Source organism: Pseudomonas sp. IC_126, assembly GCF_004331835.1.
Lineage (GTDB): Bacteria > Pseudomonadota > Gammaproteobacteria > Pseudomonadales > Pseudomonadaceae > Stutzerimonas.
In genome coordinates, this window is sequence record NZ_SJSS01000008.1 from 56416 (window position 1) to 71092 (window position 14677).

15 protein-coding genes and 1 pseudogene are annotated in these 14677 nt (G+C 62.4%); 7 read left to right on the top strand and 9 right to left on the bottom strand.

What is annotated here, in order from left to right; all coding sequences use genetic code 11:
• Positions 1-3 precede the first annotated feature (3 nt).
• Positions 4-1041: pseudogene (locus tag E0D86_RS19730) on the bottom strand (YifB family Mg chelatase-like AAA ATPase); the annotation flags it as partial.
• 27 nt (positions 1042-1068) lie between these two features.
• Entirely contained in the window at positions 1069-1332 is a 264-nt protein-coding gene (locus E0D86_RS19735; protein ID WP_131651735.1) for an accessory factor UbiK family protein, read from the bottom strand.
• A gap of 393 nt (positions 1333-1725) precedes the next feature.
• Between E0D86_RS19735 and glnK the strand changes: the two genes are divergently transcribed.
• From glnK to sutA, 5 genes are all read left to right on the top strand, one after another.
• A complete protein-coding gene (gene glnK / locus E0D86_RS19740; protein ID WP_003096476.1) occupies positions 1726-2064 on the top strand; it encodes a P-II family nitrogen regulator in 339 nt (112 codons plus the stop codon).
• 161 nt (positions 2065-2225) lie between these two features.
• Positions 2226-3542, top strand: coding sequence for an ammonium transporter (locus E0D86_RS19745; RefSeq protein ID WP_131651736.1), 1317 nt, complete (start codon positions 2226-2228; stop codon positions 3540-3542).
• Positions 3543-3659: 117 nt separating this feature from the next.
• On the top strand, positions 3660-4913 hold the full coding sequence (locus tag E0D86_RS19750; RefSeq protein ID WP_131651737.1) for an ammonium transporter: 1254 nt from the start codon (positions 3660-3662) through the stop codon (positions 4911-4913).
• Positions 4914-5009: 96 nt separating this feature from the next.
• Positions 5010-5435, top strand: a complete 426-nt coding sequence (locus E0D86_RS19755; protein ID WP_131651738.1) for a secondary thiamine-phosphate synthase enzyme YjbQ — start codon at positions 5010-5012, stop codon at positions 5433-5435.
• Between the two features lie 74 nt (positions 5436-5509).
• The gene (gene sutA / locus E0D86_RS19760) at positions 5510-5842 is read left to right on the top strand and encodes a transcriptional regulator SutA (protein ID WP_131651739.1); all 333 of its coding nucleotides are present in this window, start codon (positions 5510-5512) and stop codon (positions 5840-5842) included.
• Between the two features lie 146 nt (positions 5843-5988).
• On the opposite strand, the gene E0D86_RS19765 is transcribed toward sutA, so the two are convergent.
• The 6 genes from E0D86_RS19765 to E0D86_RS19790 all read right to left on the bottom strand — a co-directional run bounded on the left by E0D86_RS19765 (position 5989) and on the right by E0D86_RS19790 (position 10601).
• Positions 5989-6684, bottom strand: coding sequence for an HAD family hydrolase (locus tag E0D86_RS19765; RefSeq protein ID WP_131651740.1), 696 nt, complete (start codon positions 6682-6684; stop codon positions 5989-5991).
• Positions 6681-7580 (bottom strand): tyrosine recombinase XerC, encoded by a 900-nt coding sequence (gene xerC / locus E0D86_RS19770; protein WP_131651741.1) that lies wholly within the window; start codon positions 7578-7580, stop codon positions 6681-6683. The genes E0D86_RS19765 and xerC overlap by 4 nt, the downstream gene beginning before the upstream one ends.
• 88 nt (positions 7581-7668) lie before the next feature.
• A complete protein-coding gene (locus E0D86_RS19775) occupies positions 7669-8364 on the bottom strand; it encodes a DUF484 family protein (RefSeq protein WP_131651742.1) in 696 nt (231 codons plus the stop codon).
• A complete protein-coding gene (gene dapF / locus E0D86_RS19780; protein ID WP_131651743.1) occupies positions 8361-9191 on the bottom strand; it encodes a diaminopimelate epimerase in 831 nt (276 codons plus the stop codon). Before dapF ends, E0D86_RS19775 begins: the two co-directional genes overlap by 4 nt.
• Positions 9192-9201: 10 nt before the next feature.
• Positions 9202-10449, bottom strand: coding sequence for a diaminopimelate decarboxylase (lysA, locus tag E0D86_RS19785; protein WP_131651744.1), 1248 nt, complete (start codon positions 10447-10449; stop codon positions 9202-9204).
• 11 nt (positions 10450-10460) lie between these two features.
• The gene (locus E0D86_RS19790) at positions 10461-10601 is read right to left on the bottom strand and encodes a lipoprotein (RefSeq protein ID WP_131651745.1); all 141 of its coding nucleotides are present in this window, start codon (positions 10599-10601) and stop codon (positions 10461-10463) included.
• A 276-nt stretch (positions 10602-10877) separates the two neighbouring features.
• On the opposite strand from E0D86_RS19790, the gene cyaY reads away from it, so the two are divergent.
• Positions 10878-11210 carry an iron donor protein CyaY gene (gene cyaY / locus E0D86_RS19795; RefSeq protein WP_131651746.1) on the top strand — a complete coding sequence of 111 codons (333 nt, stop codon included), beginning with the start codon at positions 10878-10880 and terminating at the stop codon, positions 11208-11210.
• Between the two features lie 164 nt (positions 11211-11374).
• Complete coding sequence (gene rnk / locus E0D86_RS19800) at positions 11375-11782, top strand: nucleoside diphosphate kinase regulator (protein ID WP_131651747.1); 408 nt, start codon at positions 11375-11377, stop codon at positions 11780-11782.
• Between the two features lie 23 nt (positions 11783-11805).
• Here the strand turns inward: rnk and E0D86_RS19805 are convergent, their stop codons facing one another.
• Positions 11806-14631, bottom strand: a complete 2826-nt coding sequence (locus E0D86_RS19805; protein ID WP_131651748.1) for a class I adenylate cyclase — start codon at positions 14629-14631, stop codon at positions 11806-11808.
• Between the last annotated feature and the right edge of the window lie 46 nt (positions 14632-14677).

The following is a 14677-nucleotide window of genomic DNA, read 5'->3' on the forward strand; positions in this document are numbered from 1 at the left end:
CTTCATAAGCGCGACCAGCTGAAAACGGGCCGGAAAACGCACTTTGTCGCGCGCCCGTGCGATCACGATACAGCCTGATTCCAGGGGCTCTCTGAGCACTTCCAATACCTTGCGATCGAACTCCGGCAGCTCGTCGAGGAACAGCACGCCCTGGTGCGCCAGCGTAATCTCGCCGGGTCTCGGCCGGCTGCCGCCACCGACTAGCGCCGGCCCGGATGCACTGTGATGGGGCTGGCGAAACGGTCGTTGCGGCCAATGCTCCAGCGGCGACTGGCTGGCGACCGAATGAATCGCCGCGACTTCCAGCGCTTCCTGTTCTTCAAGTGGTGGGAGCAAACCGGGAAGGCGGCTGGCCAGCAGCGTCTTGCCGGTGCCCGGGGGGCCTGAAAAAAGCAGATTGTGCGCGCCAGCCGCCGCGACCAATAAACCGCGTTTGGCGGCGGCCTGGCCCTGCACATCGGCCAGATCGGGGTAGGGCAGCACCTGACGCAGCAGGCCCTGGGCCTCGAAGGGAGCGATAGGCATGACGCCGTTGAAGTGCGCCGCGACTTCCAGCAAATGATCAGCGGCGTAAACCACCAGCCCTGAAGCCAGACTGGCTTCCTCCGCATTGGCTCGCGGCACCAGCAGCGCGCGCCCGGCCTGACGTGCCGCCAGGGCCGCAGGCAACACGCCCTGCACCGGGCGCAACGCGCCGGATAGCGCCAGCTCGCCCAGACATTCCAGGGTATCGAGGCGGTCTGTGGGAATCTGTCCACTGGCGGCGAGAATGCCCAAGGCGATGGCCAGATCGAAGCGGCCACCGTCTTTCGGCAGGTCGGCAGGGGCGAGATTGAGTGTGATGCGGCGGGCCGGGAAATCGAAGTCGGAGGTCAGGATCGCACTGCGCACGCGATCCTTGCTCTCCTTGACGGCGGTCTCGGGCAACCCAACCAGTGCCAGCGAAGGCAGGCCATTGGCCAAGTGGGCTTCGACAGTGACAGCGGGCGCCTCGACGCCCACCTGGGCGCGGCTATGAACTATGGCGAGGGACATTCGATCACTCCTTTGATCGTGTCGCCACCGAGCTTAGTCGGCGGCGGGTGGCTGCAGTCTTTCTTCCAGCTCGGCGACCTTGGCCTCGAGTGCTTCGAGCCGCGCTCGGGTGCGCGCGAGCACCACCATCTGGTTGTCGAATTCGTCGCGGCTGACAACGTCCAGTTTGCTCAGCGCGCCCTGCACGATGCTTTTGAACTGGGCTTCGATTTCGGGGCGGGGTAGCGGCGTCTCGCCGTTGAACAGGCGTGAAGCCTGAGAGCCGATGGCGTCGAGAAAAGCTTTGGGTGGGAGCATGGACATCACCTGTTTCTGAGCGGCGGGCAGTGTAGCACGGCCTGTTTGAGGCCGATTTTCGTCGCAGTGCACGTTTATGGGCAGGCGGTCGCATCGCCTTGCCCGGTATTGGTGCGCGGTTTTGTGGGTCTGTCAGCGATGCGACCCGAGCGGCTGCGGTGGGGCGCGCTATCACGCACTTCTCACGGACCTGGCATTGATTCTGCTTGGCTCGTCATGAAGACGCACCGGTGCGTTGCGGTGCGCAGACGATTCAGGACGTTTCGTCGGATCGGCTGATGGTGTTGGAGGTCGCTCGGCTATGTCGACGCGTTACAAGAGCCAGACACAGAGCTTAGACTTGTCCTGGGTTCGTACTTCTGGGGCAAGTCCACCTAAACGGGAGAAGTTTTCATGAAATTAGTTACTGCCATCATCAAGCCGTTCAAGCTGGACGACGTACGCGAGTCGCTGTCCGAAATCGGCGTCCAGGGCATCACGGTCACCGAGGTCAAGGGTTTCGGGCGCCAGAAAGGCCACACCGAACTGTATCGCGGCGCTGAATACGTGGTCGATTTTCTGCCGAAGGTGAAAATCGACGTGGCGATTGCCGACGACCAGCTGGATCGCGTGATCGAGGCCATCACCAAGGCCGCCAACACCGGCAAGATCGGCGACGGCAAGATTTTCGTCGTCAATCTGGAGCAGGCCATCCGCATCCGCACAGGCGAAACCGATACCGACGCGATCTGATCGGCGTCGTCGCGTAGTGAACGATTGACCGGGCAGCGCCCGGGCTCAGGCGAAATCAGGCAAGCCAGTCGAGTCTGATTTCACACGCTACGCACGATCCGACGCTTTGCGATTGCCTGCTTCGGCAGGCCTACGAACCCCCACGCCCCAGGAGTAAAACCATGACTCTGCGAAGATTCGCAGGGCTAGGAGCCCTTTTGTCTCTGATAAGCCCAGGCATCGCCTTGGCGCAGGACGCGACGCTCGATTCAGGCGACACGGCCTGGATGCTCACCGCCACCGCGCTGGTGCTGTTCATGACCATCCCTGGCCTGGCCTTGTTCTATGGCGGCATGGTCCGCTCCAAGAACATCCTGTCCGTCATGCTGCAGTGCTTCGCCATCGCTGGCCTGATGAGCATCCTCTGGATGGCCTACGGCTACAGCCTGGCGTTCGACACCACCGGCATGGAAGCAGGCGTCACCAATTTCAGCTCCTTTATCGGTGGTCTCGACCGTGCTTTTCTCAGCGGCCTGACCCCAGACAGCCTCACCGGCACGGTTCCGGAAAGCGTGTTCATCACCTTCCAGATGACCTTCGCCATCATCACTCCGGCGCTGATCGTCGGGGCTTTCGCCGAACGCATGAAGTTCTCCGCGATGCTGGTGTTCATGGGCGTCTGGTTCACCCTGGTCTATGCGCCGATCGCACATATGGTCTGGGGCGGTGACGGCGGCCTGATGTGGGATTGGGGCGTACTCGATTTCGCCGGCGGTACCGTGGTGCACATCAATGCCGGTATCGCTGGCCTAGTGGCCTGCCTTGTGCTCGGCAAGCGCAAGGGCTTTCCGACCACGCCGATGGCGCCGCACAACCTGGGGCTGACATTGGTGGGCGCCGCAATGCTCTGGATCGGCTGGTTCGGCTTCAATGCCGGGTCCTCGCTGGGCGCCAACGGCACCGCGGGCATGGCCATGCTCGTGACGCAGATCGCCACTGCTGCTGCGGCTTTGGGCTGGATGTTTGCCGAGTGGCTGACCCATGGCAAACCCAGTGCCCTGGGCATCGCCTCCGGCGTGGTCGCCGGCCTGGTTGCCATCACGCCGGCTGCCGGCACGGTCGGGCCGATGGGCGCGCTGATCATCGGCCTGGCGTCGGGCGTCATCTGCTTCTTCTGCGCCACCAGCCTGAAACGCAAGCTCGGTTACGACGATTCGCTGGACGCCTTTGGTGTGCACGGCATCGGCGGCATCGTCGGTGCGTTGCTCACCGGCGCATTCGCAGCGCCTGCACTGGGCGGCTTCGGTGAGGTGGACAACATCGCGCTGCAGCTGTGGATCCAGCTCAAGGGCGTGCTGTTCACCGTCGTCTACACGGCAATCGTCACCTTTGTGATTCTCAAGGTGATCGATTGGGTGATGGGCCTGCGGGTCAGCGATGACGAAGAAACTATCGGACTCGACCTCAGCCTGCACAACGAGCGCGGCTACAACCTGTAAATCCCGATCAAGCGTATGAAACCCCCGGAGCCAACCCCGGGTTTGGGGCCGGCTTGCCGCTAGAAAGGCCAGCCGGCGACCGAATGGCGCGAAACGCGCGACACATAGAGGTGACACATGGACAGCACAGCTCTGATACCCGTCCAGTACGGACTCGATACCTTCTACTTCGTCATCTGCGGTGCGCTGGTGATGTGGATGGCGGCCGGTTTCGCCATGCTCGAATCCGGTCTGGTGCGGGCCAAGAACACGGCGGAAATTCTCACCAAGAATATCGTGCTGTATTCGGTGGCTTCGATCATGTATCTGCTGATCGGCTACTACATCATGTATTCGAGCCCCGAAGGCGGCATCCTGCCGAGCCTGGGTTTCCTGATCGGTGACGAGAACGCCGTGGATGTAGTCGCCGCGGGTGGTGAGGATGCGCCTTACTACTCGGCGAGGGCCGACTTCTTCTTCCAGATCGTATTTGCCGCAACCTGTATGTCGGTGGTGTCCGGCGCGGTGGCCGAGCGCATGAAGCTCTGGGCCTTCATTGCCTTCGCCGTAGTGATGACCGGGTTCATCTACCCGATTCAAGGCTTCTGGAAGTGGGGCGGCGGTTTCCTCGACGCGGCAGGCTTCCTCGATTTCGCGGGCTCCGGTCTGGTGCACATGGCGGGTGCTTCGGCTGCGCTGGCTGGCGTGCTGCTGCTGGGCCCGCGAAAGGACAAGTACGGCCCGAACGGCCAAATCAATGCGATTCCCGGCGCCAATCTGCCGCTGGCGACCCTGGGTGCCTTCATCCTGTGGATGGGCTGGTTCGGCTTCAACGGCGGCTCGCAGCTGCGCATGAGCACTATCGAGGACGCCAATGCAGTCGCTCAGGTGTTCACCAATACCAACATGGCGGCTGCCGGCGGCTTGGTCGCGGCGCTGATCACCGCACGGTTGCTGTTCGGCAAATCCGATCTGACCATGATTCTCAACGGTGCGCTGGCCGGGCTGGTGGCGATCACCGCCGAGCCGCTGACGCCGAGCGCCCTGCAAGCCGTGCTTATTGGCGGTGTCGGTGGCGTGCTGGTGGTGTTCAGCATCCTCGGCCTGGATAAGCTGCGTATCGATGACCCGGTCGGTGCCATTTCGGTGCACGGTGTGGTCGGCATGTGGGGGCTGCTGGCGGTGCCGCTGACCAACGCCGATGCGTCCTTTGGCGCGCAGCTGCTGGGGCTGGCTTCGATCTTCGCCTGGGTATTCGTCGCCAGCCTGATCGTCTGGGGCATCCTCAAGGCCGTGATGGGGCTGCGAGTGAGCGAGGAGGAGGAATACGAGGGCGTCGATGTGGTCGAGTGCGGTCTCGAAGCCTATCCGGAGTTCACCAACAAGCGGTGATCGCAACGTGACGATAAAGGGCGCTCGCGAGCGCCCTTTGTTTTTTCTGCCGCCGCGCTAGAATGCGCCCGTTCAGGTGTCGAGGGGCTTTCCAGCATGTGGCAACAGACCGTGATCACACTGCGTCCTAGACCGCGTGGCTTCCATCTGATTACTGATGATCTGCTTGCACAACTACCGGAACTGCAACAATGCCGGGTCGGTCTGTTACACCTGTGGCTGCGCCATACCTCGGCCTCGCTGACCATCAACGAGAACGCCGATGGCGCGGTGCGGCGCGACTTCGAGACGTTTTTCAACCGTTTGGTGCCGCAAGGCCAGAATGGCTACGAACATGATTACGAAGGGCCGGACGATCTGCCGGCGCATTTCAAGGCGAGCCTGCTCGGTTGTCAGGTGAGCTTGCCGGTCGGCGACGGGCAGCTGGTATTAGGGACTTGGCAAGGTATCTATCTGGGGGAACACCGCGATCGAGGGGGTGCCAGACAGGTCGTCGCAACGCTGCACGGGATGGCAAGTTGAATTTTTTTTGGCGGTGGCGAACAAAGCACATCGCTGGGCTATAACTTCCGCTTTGGCAAGGTACGAGGTTGAACATGAGCGACGAAGAATTAGAACAAGACGATCTGGACGTTAACGACGAGGAGGAAGGCGAGGAGCTGGCCGCCGCCGATGACGGCGACGACAACGCTGACGACGAGGGGACCGACAGTGAGCGCGCCACCCCGACGACCAAGAAGGCCAAGGCCAAGACGGTGGTCGTCGAGGAAATGCCAAGCCTGGAAGCCAAGCAGCGCGAACGTGACGAGCTGGCACGTGCGATGGAAGAGTTCCTCGCCCGTGGCGGGCGCGTACAGGAAGTCGAACCGAACGTAGTCGCCGATCCGCCGAAAAAGCCTGACAGCAAGTACGGCAGCCGGCCTATCTGAATCACAGCGAAAAGCGCTGGTGGCGGAAGGCTGGTCGAGCTCGCAGGAGCCATGCCATCGCCTTGAGCTGTATCAGCGCTTGAGCACGAGCGAAGCCCAACACCGCCCGGTGTTGGGCTTCGTCGTATTTGCGATTCGTTGAAGCGTTATCGCCAACCGGCCAGCAAAGCCGGGAGCTCTGCGAGGCTGCGGATCTCCGCGTCTGGCTGACCGTCGTGCTGCCAAGGCGTTCCGGCTGGATTGAACCAGATGGCGCGAACGCCGGCCCGCTGCGCGCCACCGATATCGTCATCAGGGTGATCACCGATATGCACCGCGTGCTCGGCGCTCACCCCCGCGCGGCCCTGTGCTTCCTGGAAAGGCCGCGGGTCCGGCTTGCCGATGCCCAATTCTTCGGCGCATAGGGTGAACTGAAAGTAGTCGGCGAGGCCCAGGCGACGGACATCGGCGTTGCCATTGGTCAGCACACCGAGTGTGTATTGGTTGGCCAGGCACTCCAGCGTCGGGTGCACGTCGGGAAAGAGATCGATCGCATGGCGAGCTTCGAGAAAAACTTCGAATGCCTGGTCGGCAATGCCTTGCGCTTCGCCACTCGGATAGCCGGCGTCATGCAGCGCATGGAAGAGGATGCGCCGGCGCAGTTCGCTGATGCGGTGCTTCAGGCCTGGCTCGGACTCGACCAGCATGCGGCGGATCGCGGCCAGCGACTCGACAGGAAAGTCGCCCAGGCGCGGCGCGTATTGGCCGAGCCAATCTCGCAAGCGGATTTCGGCGCTCTGAATGACTGGGCCGACATCCCACAGCGTGTCATCGAGGTCGAAGGTGATCAGTTGAATGCTCATGGGTCACTGTCCTGCTTACGTTTGGCTCGCGGGTGCGCCTGGTCATAGACCTTGGCCAAATGCTGAAAATCCAGGTGGGTATAGATCTGCGTGGTGCCGATGTCGGCATGGCCGAGCATTTCCTGTACGGAGCGCAGATCTTGCGACGATTCGAGTACATGGCTGGCAAAACTGTGCCTCAGCATGTGCGGGTGCAGGTGCTGGCCGAGCTCGCGCACACCGGCCTGGCGTACCCGCAGTTGCACCGCGCGCGCACCGAGGCGGCGTCCCTGCTGGCTGACGAATACCGCGCCATCGGCCGGATTGCTCAACGTCCGCAGCGGCAGCCAAGCCTGCAGCGCTTCGCGGGCCTTGCGTCCGATAGGGAGCACACGCTCCTTGTTGCCTTTGCCATGGACGTGAACCAGGCCGGCCGGGACGTCGAGCTGATCGAGATTCAGGCCGATTAGCTCTGCCAGGCGCAGTCCGGATGAATAGAACAATTCGAGCATGGCATGATCACGGTGGCCGATGAAATCATCCTCGATGCCACCGTCGAGCAGCTGCATTGCCCGGTCGGTGTCGAGCAGTCGTGGCAGGCGTTTCTCGCCCTTGGGCGCGGAGATGCCGGCGGCCGGGTCGTAAGCGCAGCGTCCTTCCTGATTGAGGTAGCGATACAGGCCGCGCAGCGATGAGAGCAGACGTGCCAGGCTACGGCTGGATTGACCCTGGCGGTGCTGTTCGGCAACCAATTGGCGAACGTGGGCGCTTTTCAGCTCGGACCACTGCCCAAGCTGCTGCTTTTGGCAGTAGCCCATCACCTTGATCAGGTCGCGCCGGTAGGCATCCAGCGTATGCGGCGACACGTGCCGCTCGCTGCGCAGATGTTGGAAATAAGCGTCGAGATCGGTTTGCATCAGAGCTCACTTCGATATGAGACAGCCATTAGCTTGAAGCTGAAAGCTAGACGCGAATCGCTCGTGGGCCGCGCATTGCCTTCAGCTTTCAGCGTACCGATCGCAGCGGCGCAGAGTAATGCGGCAGCACTCGAGTCAGCACCTCGGCGATATAGCTGAGGAACAGCGTGCCCAGCGAGCTCTTGTAGTGCTGCGGGTCCTTGCTGCCGATCGCCAGGATGCCTTGCTGCTGGTTGAGCGCGACCACCGCCGCCGAGCCGATCTCTTTGCTTTCCTCTTCGCCGAACAGAAACACCAGCTCATGCGGGCGCAGCACGCCGCAGATGGTCTTGCCGCCGCCGAGCAGGCCGCCGATGGCTTGCTGTGCCTCGGCGCTGGTGACGCTGCGGCCGACCGGCAAGGGCGCTTCGCTGAACAGGATCAGGCTGACATAAGGCACCTGGAACTCGTGCCGTAGGCTTTCGTCCACCGCACCGATGACTTCTTCCAAGGAGTTGGCATCCAGCAGGTCGAGGACCAGTCGGCGGGTTTTGTCGAACAATCTGTCGTTGTCGCGGGCCACGTCCATCAATTGCGACAGACGGTGACGCATCTCGATGTTGCGTTCGCGCAGCAGCTTTACCTGCCGTTCGACCAGCGACACCGCGCCACCCGGCAGGTGTGGAATGCGCAGCTCGGGTATCAATTCATCATGGTCGACGAAAAATTCTGGATGAGCACTCAGATAAGCCGCGACGGCTTCGGCGTCCGGCAGTTGCGGCTTATCCTGGTTTTGCTCGGTCATAGGCGAACCTGTCCTTCAAAAACGCGAACGGCGGGGCCGGTCATCATAACGGGCTGACCTGGGCCTGCCCATTCGATGGACAGACGGCCACCCGGCAGATCGATCTGCACCGGCGAGTCCATCCAGCCCTGGCCAATCGCGGCGACCGCAGCGGCGCAAGCGCCGGTGCCGCAGGCCTGGGTCTCACCCGCGCCACGTTCCCATACGCGCAGCTTGGCGTGCTGGCGATCGATGACTTGCACAAAGCCGGCGTTGACGCGTTGTGGAAAGCGCGGGTGATGCTCGATCTTCGGTCCGAGCACCTGCACTGGCGCGCTGTCGATGTCGTCCACACGCAGCACCGAATGCGGGTTGCCCATGGACACAGCGGCAATCTCCAGCTGCTGTCCGTCGACGTCCAGCGGATAGCTCATGGCTTCACCGTCGGCTTGGAAGGGAATCTCGGCCGGAACCAGCCGTGGCGGGCCCATATCGACGCTGATCTGCCCGTCGGGACGGATATCCAGTTCGATGATGCCGCCCTTGGTCTCGACGCGAATTCGGCGCTTCATGGTCAGCCGCTTGTCCAGCACGAAGCGGGCAAAGCAGCGGGCGCCGTTGCCGCACTGCTCCACTTCGGAACCGTCTGAATTGAAGATGCGATAGCGGAAATCCACGTCGGGATTGTGCGGCGGCTCGACCAGCAGCAACTGATCGAAACCGATGCCGGTATGCCGATCACCCCATTGCTTGGCGTGCTTGGGCTGGATATGCGCGTGCTGGCTGATCAGGTCGATGACCATGAAGTCGTTGCCCAGGCCGTGCATCTTGGTAAAACGCAAAAGCATCGTCGTGGCCTCAGGCAGGCAGCAGGCTTTCGCCGGCGTAGAGTTCCTGCACGCTTTCGCGGCGGCGCACTTCGTAGGCTTGGTCGCCGTCCACCAGCACCTCGGCGGCGCGGCCACGGGTGTTGTAGTTGGAACTCATGACGAAACCGTAGGCGCCGGCCGAACGAACAGCCAACAGATCACCCTCGGCCAAGGTCAGTGGACGTTCCTTGGCGAGGAAATCGCCGGTTTCGCAGATCGGGCCGACGATGTCGTAGTGGCGGGGCTGACCTTCGCGCGGCTGCACCGGCACCACGTCCATCCAGGCCTGATACAACGCGGGGCGGATCAGGTCGTTCATCGCCGCGTCGACGATGGCGAAATCCTTGTGTTCGGTGTGCTTGAGGTATTCCACGCGGGTCAGCAGCAGACCGGCGTTGGCGACGATGGAACGGCCCGGCTCGAACACCAGTGCCAGGTCGCGGCCCTCGATACGCTGGCGCACAGCCTTAATGTAATCACCAGCCAGCGGCGGTTGCTCGTCACGGTAGCGAACACCGAGGCCGCCACCCAGATCCAGGTGGCGAATACGGATGCCGGCTACCGCGAGGCGATCGATCAGCGCCAGCAGGCGGTCGAGCGCGTCGAGGAAGGGCGGCAGGCTGGTGAGCTGGGAGCCGATGTGGCAATCGACACCGACGACGTCGAGGTTGCTGAGCTCGTGAGCCCGCGCATAGACCGTCTCGGCATCGGCGATGGCGATGCCGAATTTGTTTTCCTTGAGACCGGTGGAAATGTACGGGTGGGTGCCGGCATCCACATCGGGGTTGACCCGCAGTGATACCGGTGCCATCACACCGAGTTCGGCTGCGACCTGTTGCAGGCGTTCGAGCTCTTCGGTGGATTCGACGTTGAAGCAGTGCACGCCGACTTTCAGCGCGCGGCGCATGTCGTCACGGGTCTTGCCGACGCCGGAGAAGACGATGCGCTCCGGCTGCCCGCCAGCGGCCAGCACGCGCTCCAGTTCACCGCGCGAAACGATGTCGAAGCCGGCGCCGAGCCGGGCCAATACGTTCAGCACGCCAAGGTTCGAGTTCGCCTTGACCGCGAAGCAGACCAGATGCGGCATGCCGCTCAGCGCATCGGCATAGGCGTGGTACTGAGCCTCGATATGGGCGCGCGAGTAAACGTAGGTGGGGGTGCCGAAGCGTTGCGCGAGAGCGGGCAGCGCCACGCCCTCCGCGAAGAGTTGACCGTCGCGGTACGAGAAGGCCTCCATGGAATGCCTCCTTACAGTTCGAATCGGTCTTTGGAGCGTTCTTTGACGGCAGCCTCGTCGTCCGGCAGATACAGCGGGCCTTTCTGGCCGCAGCCGCCAAGCGCGGAAGCGAGAACCGCGAGGGCAATGAATGGAAGCAACAGACGCTTCATGGGGGTGCAATCCTAGAAAAATCGATGGGCCGGAGTATACCCAGCACCCACCAGATTGCCTATGTGGGCCGCGCTCGGCGGTAAGCGTCGCTATAGGGTCTGTTGTCGTTTCGTCGCGAGCTGCGTTGCCGCGCAACCCTACAGGCCCGGCGCGGCCGCACACGAAACATCAACAGACCCCAGCCGCTCGCTAGACGCGGTGGTCGCCTGCTAAGCTCGCCGGCATCGTTGGTGGCCGCTATGCCGCCGTATAACCCGCACCGAGGAAAACGATCCATGAGTTTGAGCGAAGCCCGCTTTCACGATCTCGTCGACGCCGCGCAGGAAGAAATCGAGGATGTTTTCGATCACAGCGGCATGGATGTCGATCTGGAAAATTCCGGTGGCGTGCTCACCGTGCGTTTCGAGAACGGCACGCAACTCATCTTCAGCCGCCAACCGCCGTTGCGTCAGCTATGGGTGGCTGCGCGCTCGGGCGGTTTTCACTTCGACTATGACGAGGCCGCCTCGCTGTGGATTTGCGACGCCAACGACGAGCGCCTCGGTGAACTGTTGACGCGGGTCACTCAGGAGCAGGGTGGCGAGGCACTCGAATTCGAAGAGCTTTGAGGCACTACGCTGAACGAATCGGGTCGCTGCGATGAGCCTCGATCTGGGCTCTTGCTTATTTAATCGGCTGTGATAGGGTCGACTTCCGGTTAAAAAAACCCCGCCTTCGGGCGGGGTTTTGCTTTTCTACCCCTTTTACTTTTTACAGGAGTTTACCCGGCACCATGTCCAGCGCACCGCCTATCATCATCACCCAAACCGATCTGCAGCGGCTCGAGCGGCTGCTCAACAGCCTGTCTGACTACGGTCCGGCCGCTGAAGCGCTCGATGAGGAGTTGTCGCGCGCGCAGGTGGTCGAGCGTAGCGAATTGCCCGCTGGCGTAGTGTCGATGAATTCTCGTGTTCATTGCCGCGAAGAGGGCAGTGGCAAGGACTACCACCTGACGTTGGTTTTCCCGCAGGACGCCGGCAAGGAAGGTACCGTTTCGGTATTGGCACCAGTAGGCACCGCCTTGTTGGGCTTGAGCGTCGGGCAGCATATCGATTGGCCGACGCCCGGCGGCAAGCTCCTCAAGCTTACTCTGCTGGCTGTCGAGTACCAGCCGGAAGCCGCCGGTGACGTGAATCTGTAATGGCGCTTCGTGCCATGCGCCGGTCAGACCGAGATCAGTGCTTGATTGATTGCCGCCTCAAGCTGCGCCTTGTAGCGCAGGTGCTGCACGGTCTGGGTTCGCCCTTCGCCGTGCAGGCCAGATAGATCCAGATCAGTGATGTAGCAAGGATAACGCTCGGCGGCGCTACGCTGCCCGAGGATATAGCGAGCCACCGCGGCGAACAGTTCGGCACCGTATTCCAGGCTGGAAAACTCCTGATGATTGCAATACAGCGTGACCTGCGAGCGGCCCCGCTCGTTGGGCTCTATGATTGCCTGGATGTCGTGGAGCGGATCGCTGGCTTCCTCGCGCGGCGTGGCCCTGCGTTCGATGGTCAATGGGATGTCCGGCGAGGACTGCTGTAGCCGGTAGATCAGGATATCCATGGCCGCTAGATGGCTGTCCTCAAAGGGTAGCTGCGTCGTGCGGCGGTAGGTTATTGATTTCAGGAAGCGCAGCAGCGGAGTCAGCAGGCTCTGTTCGTCACGGTACGCGACCTGTTGGCGCCATAAAGCGTTGAACTCGTCCAATACCGTCAGCTCCGCCATCGCGCCCTGGACGCGATAGAACACCTGCAGGCACTGCGCTCTGGCCTGGGCCAGGATAAGCGACAGATCCTGGCCCTCCAGTGCCTGCCGATCCACCCGCACAGGGCGGTCCCGATGGTGTGCCTCGCCGAGGTGTTCGATCAGGGCGCGTAGATCGTTCAGTTTGGTATGGCGGACATTGCCGGCAGTAAGGTCGAGCATGTGAAAATGCTGACGGATCTGTAGCAGGTAGCGATTGTTGGTCGCTTCGTCGAGGGCGGTCTGGGCGTCGCGGAACAGCGCCTCCATCCGCCGCGCGATGGCCAGCCCGGAATGGCTGCCAAAGCAGTGCACCTGCAAACCGGGGCGGGCACCGTTCGCGGGCAGGGCGTCGAGATAGTCGCGCAAGCAATCGGGTAGAGCCGAAGCGCCCCCGTAGCGATTGGCGATCAGCTCGTTCCAACTGTTCAGGCTGAGTTGGTCGATGCTCAGGACCAGATTCTCGCGCGCCCCGCCATAGCCGAGCGGATCGTTGCGCTCGTCGGGAGAATGTTCGCTGCGGAACGGGTCGAGTCCGATATTCACCAGCAGCAGGACCTGGGTCGGCACGGCGGTCGTCAGCAGCGCCTGCTCGGCCACCGTGGGCAGCGGCATGGGAAACGCTTGGCGCAGGTCGGTCAGCAGCGAGAACAGCTCCGCCTCGATCAACCCGCTGTCGCCCGGGTGCAGCGCGACGTGGGTCGCGGTGTCGACGATGCCGTTGCGATGACACCAGCCGAGCAGCGGTACCAAATCTCGCGAACGCTTCAGGGGCGAGAAATTCTCTACTTCCCGAACGCTCAGACAGCCTTCATAGAGCGCCCAGGAGATATCGCCGGCCGCGTCATAGCCTTGCACCAGGGTCAGGCTGTGCTCGGCCATGTCCGGCGAGATACCCATGTTGATCGCCTCGATCTTTCCCGCCTTGCGTTCGATGGCGGCGTGCAGCCGCCGGCCCAGCACGGCGAAATCACGCCCGTTGATGCTGCTGGTGATCTGCAGGCGCTTGGCGAATTCACTGAGGAAGCGATAGCCGTAGGTCAGTTCGTTGAACAGAGCGCGTCGCTCCTGGTCGACCTGCCGGGTCTTCCACTGGCTGCGGCGATCGAGCTGGGCGAACTGACGCTCGTCCCAACCCCAGTCATGCGTGAGGCGCTCGAGCAGGCGGCGCTTCCAGCTCCGGGTACGGTTGATCGGCGGACGGCTCAATGGTTGATTGATCTTCAGATACAAACAGCGCCGCAACAGGGCCAGGCGCTCCATGTCGCCGCGGTCTGCGAGATAAGCTTCGACCCGGCGGTAGGCGACGATATAGGGATCCAGATCGTCCAACTCCAGGCGGTTGGCATAGACCGCGTGTTTGAAGTCCAGGCTCAGGCAGCGCACCTGTGGATAGTCGCTGGCGTAGGCCTCCACCAGCAGCAGCTTGAACAGCGACTTGTAGGGCGACTCGATGGCCTTGTACAGCTGCCACAAGCCGGCGCCCAGATACTCGCCCGGCGGAATGCTGGCGAGACTGCCAAGGTCCAGCACCTCGTCGCTGCGTACGAAACGTTTTTCCAGAAGAGTGCGTACGTACTCGGCGTACCGATGTTCTTCGTAAGCCGGCACCAGCCACCAGAGCGGCGTGCGACCGCCGAGCCAGATCGCGGTGCGGTAGAACTCGTCCAGCAGCAGATAGTGCTGGGTAGTGCCGCAATCATCGGAGGTCAGCTTCGCTTCGCGCGCGCCCTGGGTGAAGCGCACCGGGTCGACCAGAAAGAAATGCGCCTCGCTGCCCTGGGTCGCCGCCCAGCCCCGCAGCTGATCGCATTTTCGCTGTAGCTCGTCGCGCTGGTGTTCCGAAAGATTCGGGTCGTGACAGACCCAGACATCCAGATCGCTCTGTTCGTCCTGCGCGACCGTGCCCAGGCTGCCCATGAGAAACAGACCCAGGATCGGCTGCGGCGGCTGGCCGCGCAACGGCTTATAGGAAAACGAGCGGCTCAGGCGCTGCGCTTCTGCCAGCGTCTCGGCATCCGGCTCGAACCCGGCCAGCCCAGCCGGCGTGAGCGCCGATACGTAGCCCGGCAGGATGGGATGGTTGACGTGAAACAGCAGCGGCAACAGCTTGATGACCGCCTGCTGGCGCGGCGACATGCCCAGGCGGGTGCGCTCCAGGCGACCGGCATTCAACGTCAGAAAACGCGTGCGCAGCGCACTGAGTACCTTGCGGTCGATGCCCTCTTCGAGAACGGGGCGGATTTCCTGGTGGCGGGTCATTCAAGCAATTCGTGCGGAGGTCGAAGATTGTGGACCTGATTATCGA

Excerpts from the sequence above, each read along its gene's own strand:
- lysA (WP_131651744.1), bottom strand. The coding sequence starts at position 10,449 with ATGGAGGCCTTCTCGTACCGCGACGGTCAACTCTTCGCGGAGGGCGTG.
- E0D86_RS19750 (WP_131651737.1), top strand. The coding sequence starts at position 3,660 with ATGGACAGCACAGCTCTGATACCCGTCCAGTACGGACTCGATACCTTC.
- E0D86_RS19755 (WP_131651738.1), top strand. The coding sequence starts at position 5,010 with ATGTGGCAACAGACCGTGATCACACTGCGTCCTAGACCGCGTGGCTTC.
- rnk (WP_131651747.1), top strand. The coding sequence starts at position 11,375 with ATGTCCAGCGCACCGCCTATCATCATCACCCAAACCGATCTGCAGCGG.
- E0D86_RS19790 (WP_131651745.1), bottom strand. The coding sequence starts at position 10,601 with ATGAAGCGTCTGTTGCTTCCATTCATTGCCCTCGCGGTTCTCGCTTCC.
- E0D86_RS19745 (WP_131651736.1), top strand. The coding sequence starts at position 2,226 with ATGACTCTGCGAAGATTCGCAGGGCTAGGAGCCCTTTTGTCTCTGATA.
- E0D86_RS19735 (WP_131651735.1), bottom strand. The coding sequence starts at position 1,332 with ATGCTCCCACCCAAAGCTTTTCTCGACGCCATCGGCTCTCAGGCTTCA.
- cyaY (WP_131651746.1), top strand. The coding sequence starts at position 10,878 with ATGAGTTTGAGCGAAGCCCGCTTTCACGATCTCGTCGACGCCGCGCAG.
- dapF (WP_131651743.1), bottom strand. The coding sequence starts at position 9,191 with ATGCTTTTGCGTTTTACCAAGATGCACGGCCTGGGCAACGACTTCATG.
- E0D86_RS19775 (WP_131651742.1), bottom strand. The coding sequence starts at position 8,364 with ATGACCGAGCAAAACCAGGATAAGCCGCAACTGCCGGACGCCGAAGCC.
- xerC (WP_131651741.1), bottom strand. The coding sequence starts at position 7,580 with ATGCAAACCGATCTCGACGCTTATTTCCAACATCTGCGCAGCGAGCGG.
- glnK (WP_003096476.1), top strand. The coding sequence starts at position 1,726 with ATGAAATTAGTTACTGCCATCATCAAGCCGTTCAAGCTGGACGACGTA.
- sutA (WP_131651739.1), top strand. The coding sequence starts at position 5,510 with ATGAGCGACGAAGAATTAGAACAAGACGATCTGGACGTTAACGACGAG.
- E0D86_RS19765 (WP_131651740.1), bottom strand. The coding sequence starts at position 6,684 with ATGAGCATTCAACTGATCACCTTCGACCTCGATGACACGCTGTGGGAT.
- E0D86_RS19805 (WP_131651748.1), bottom strand. The coding sequence starts at position 14,631 with ATGACCCGCCACCAGGAAATCCGCCCCGTTCTCGAAGAGGGCATCGAC.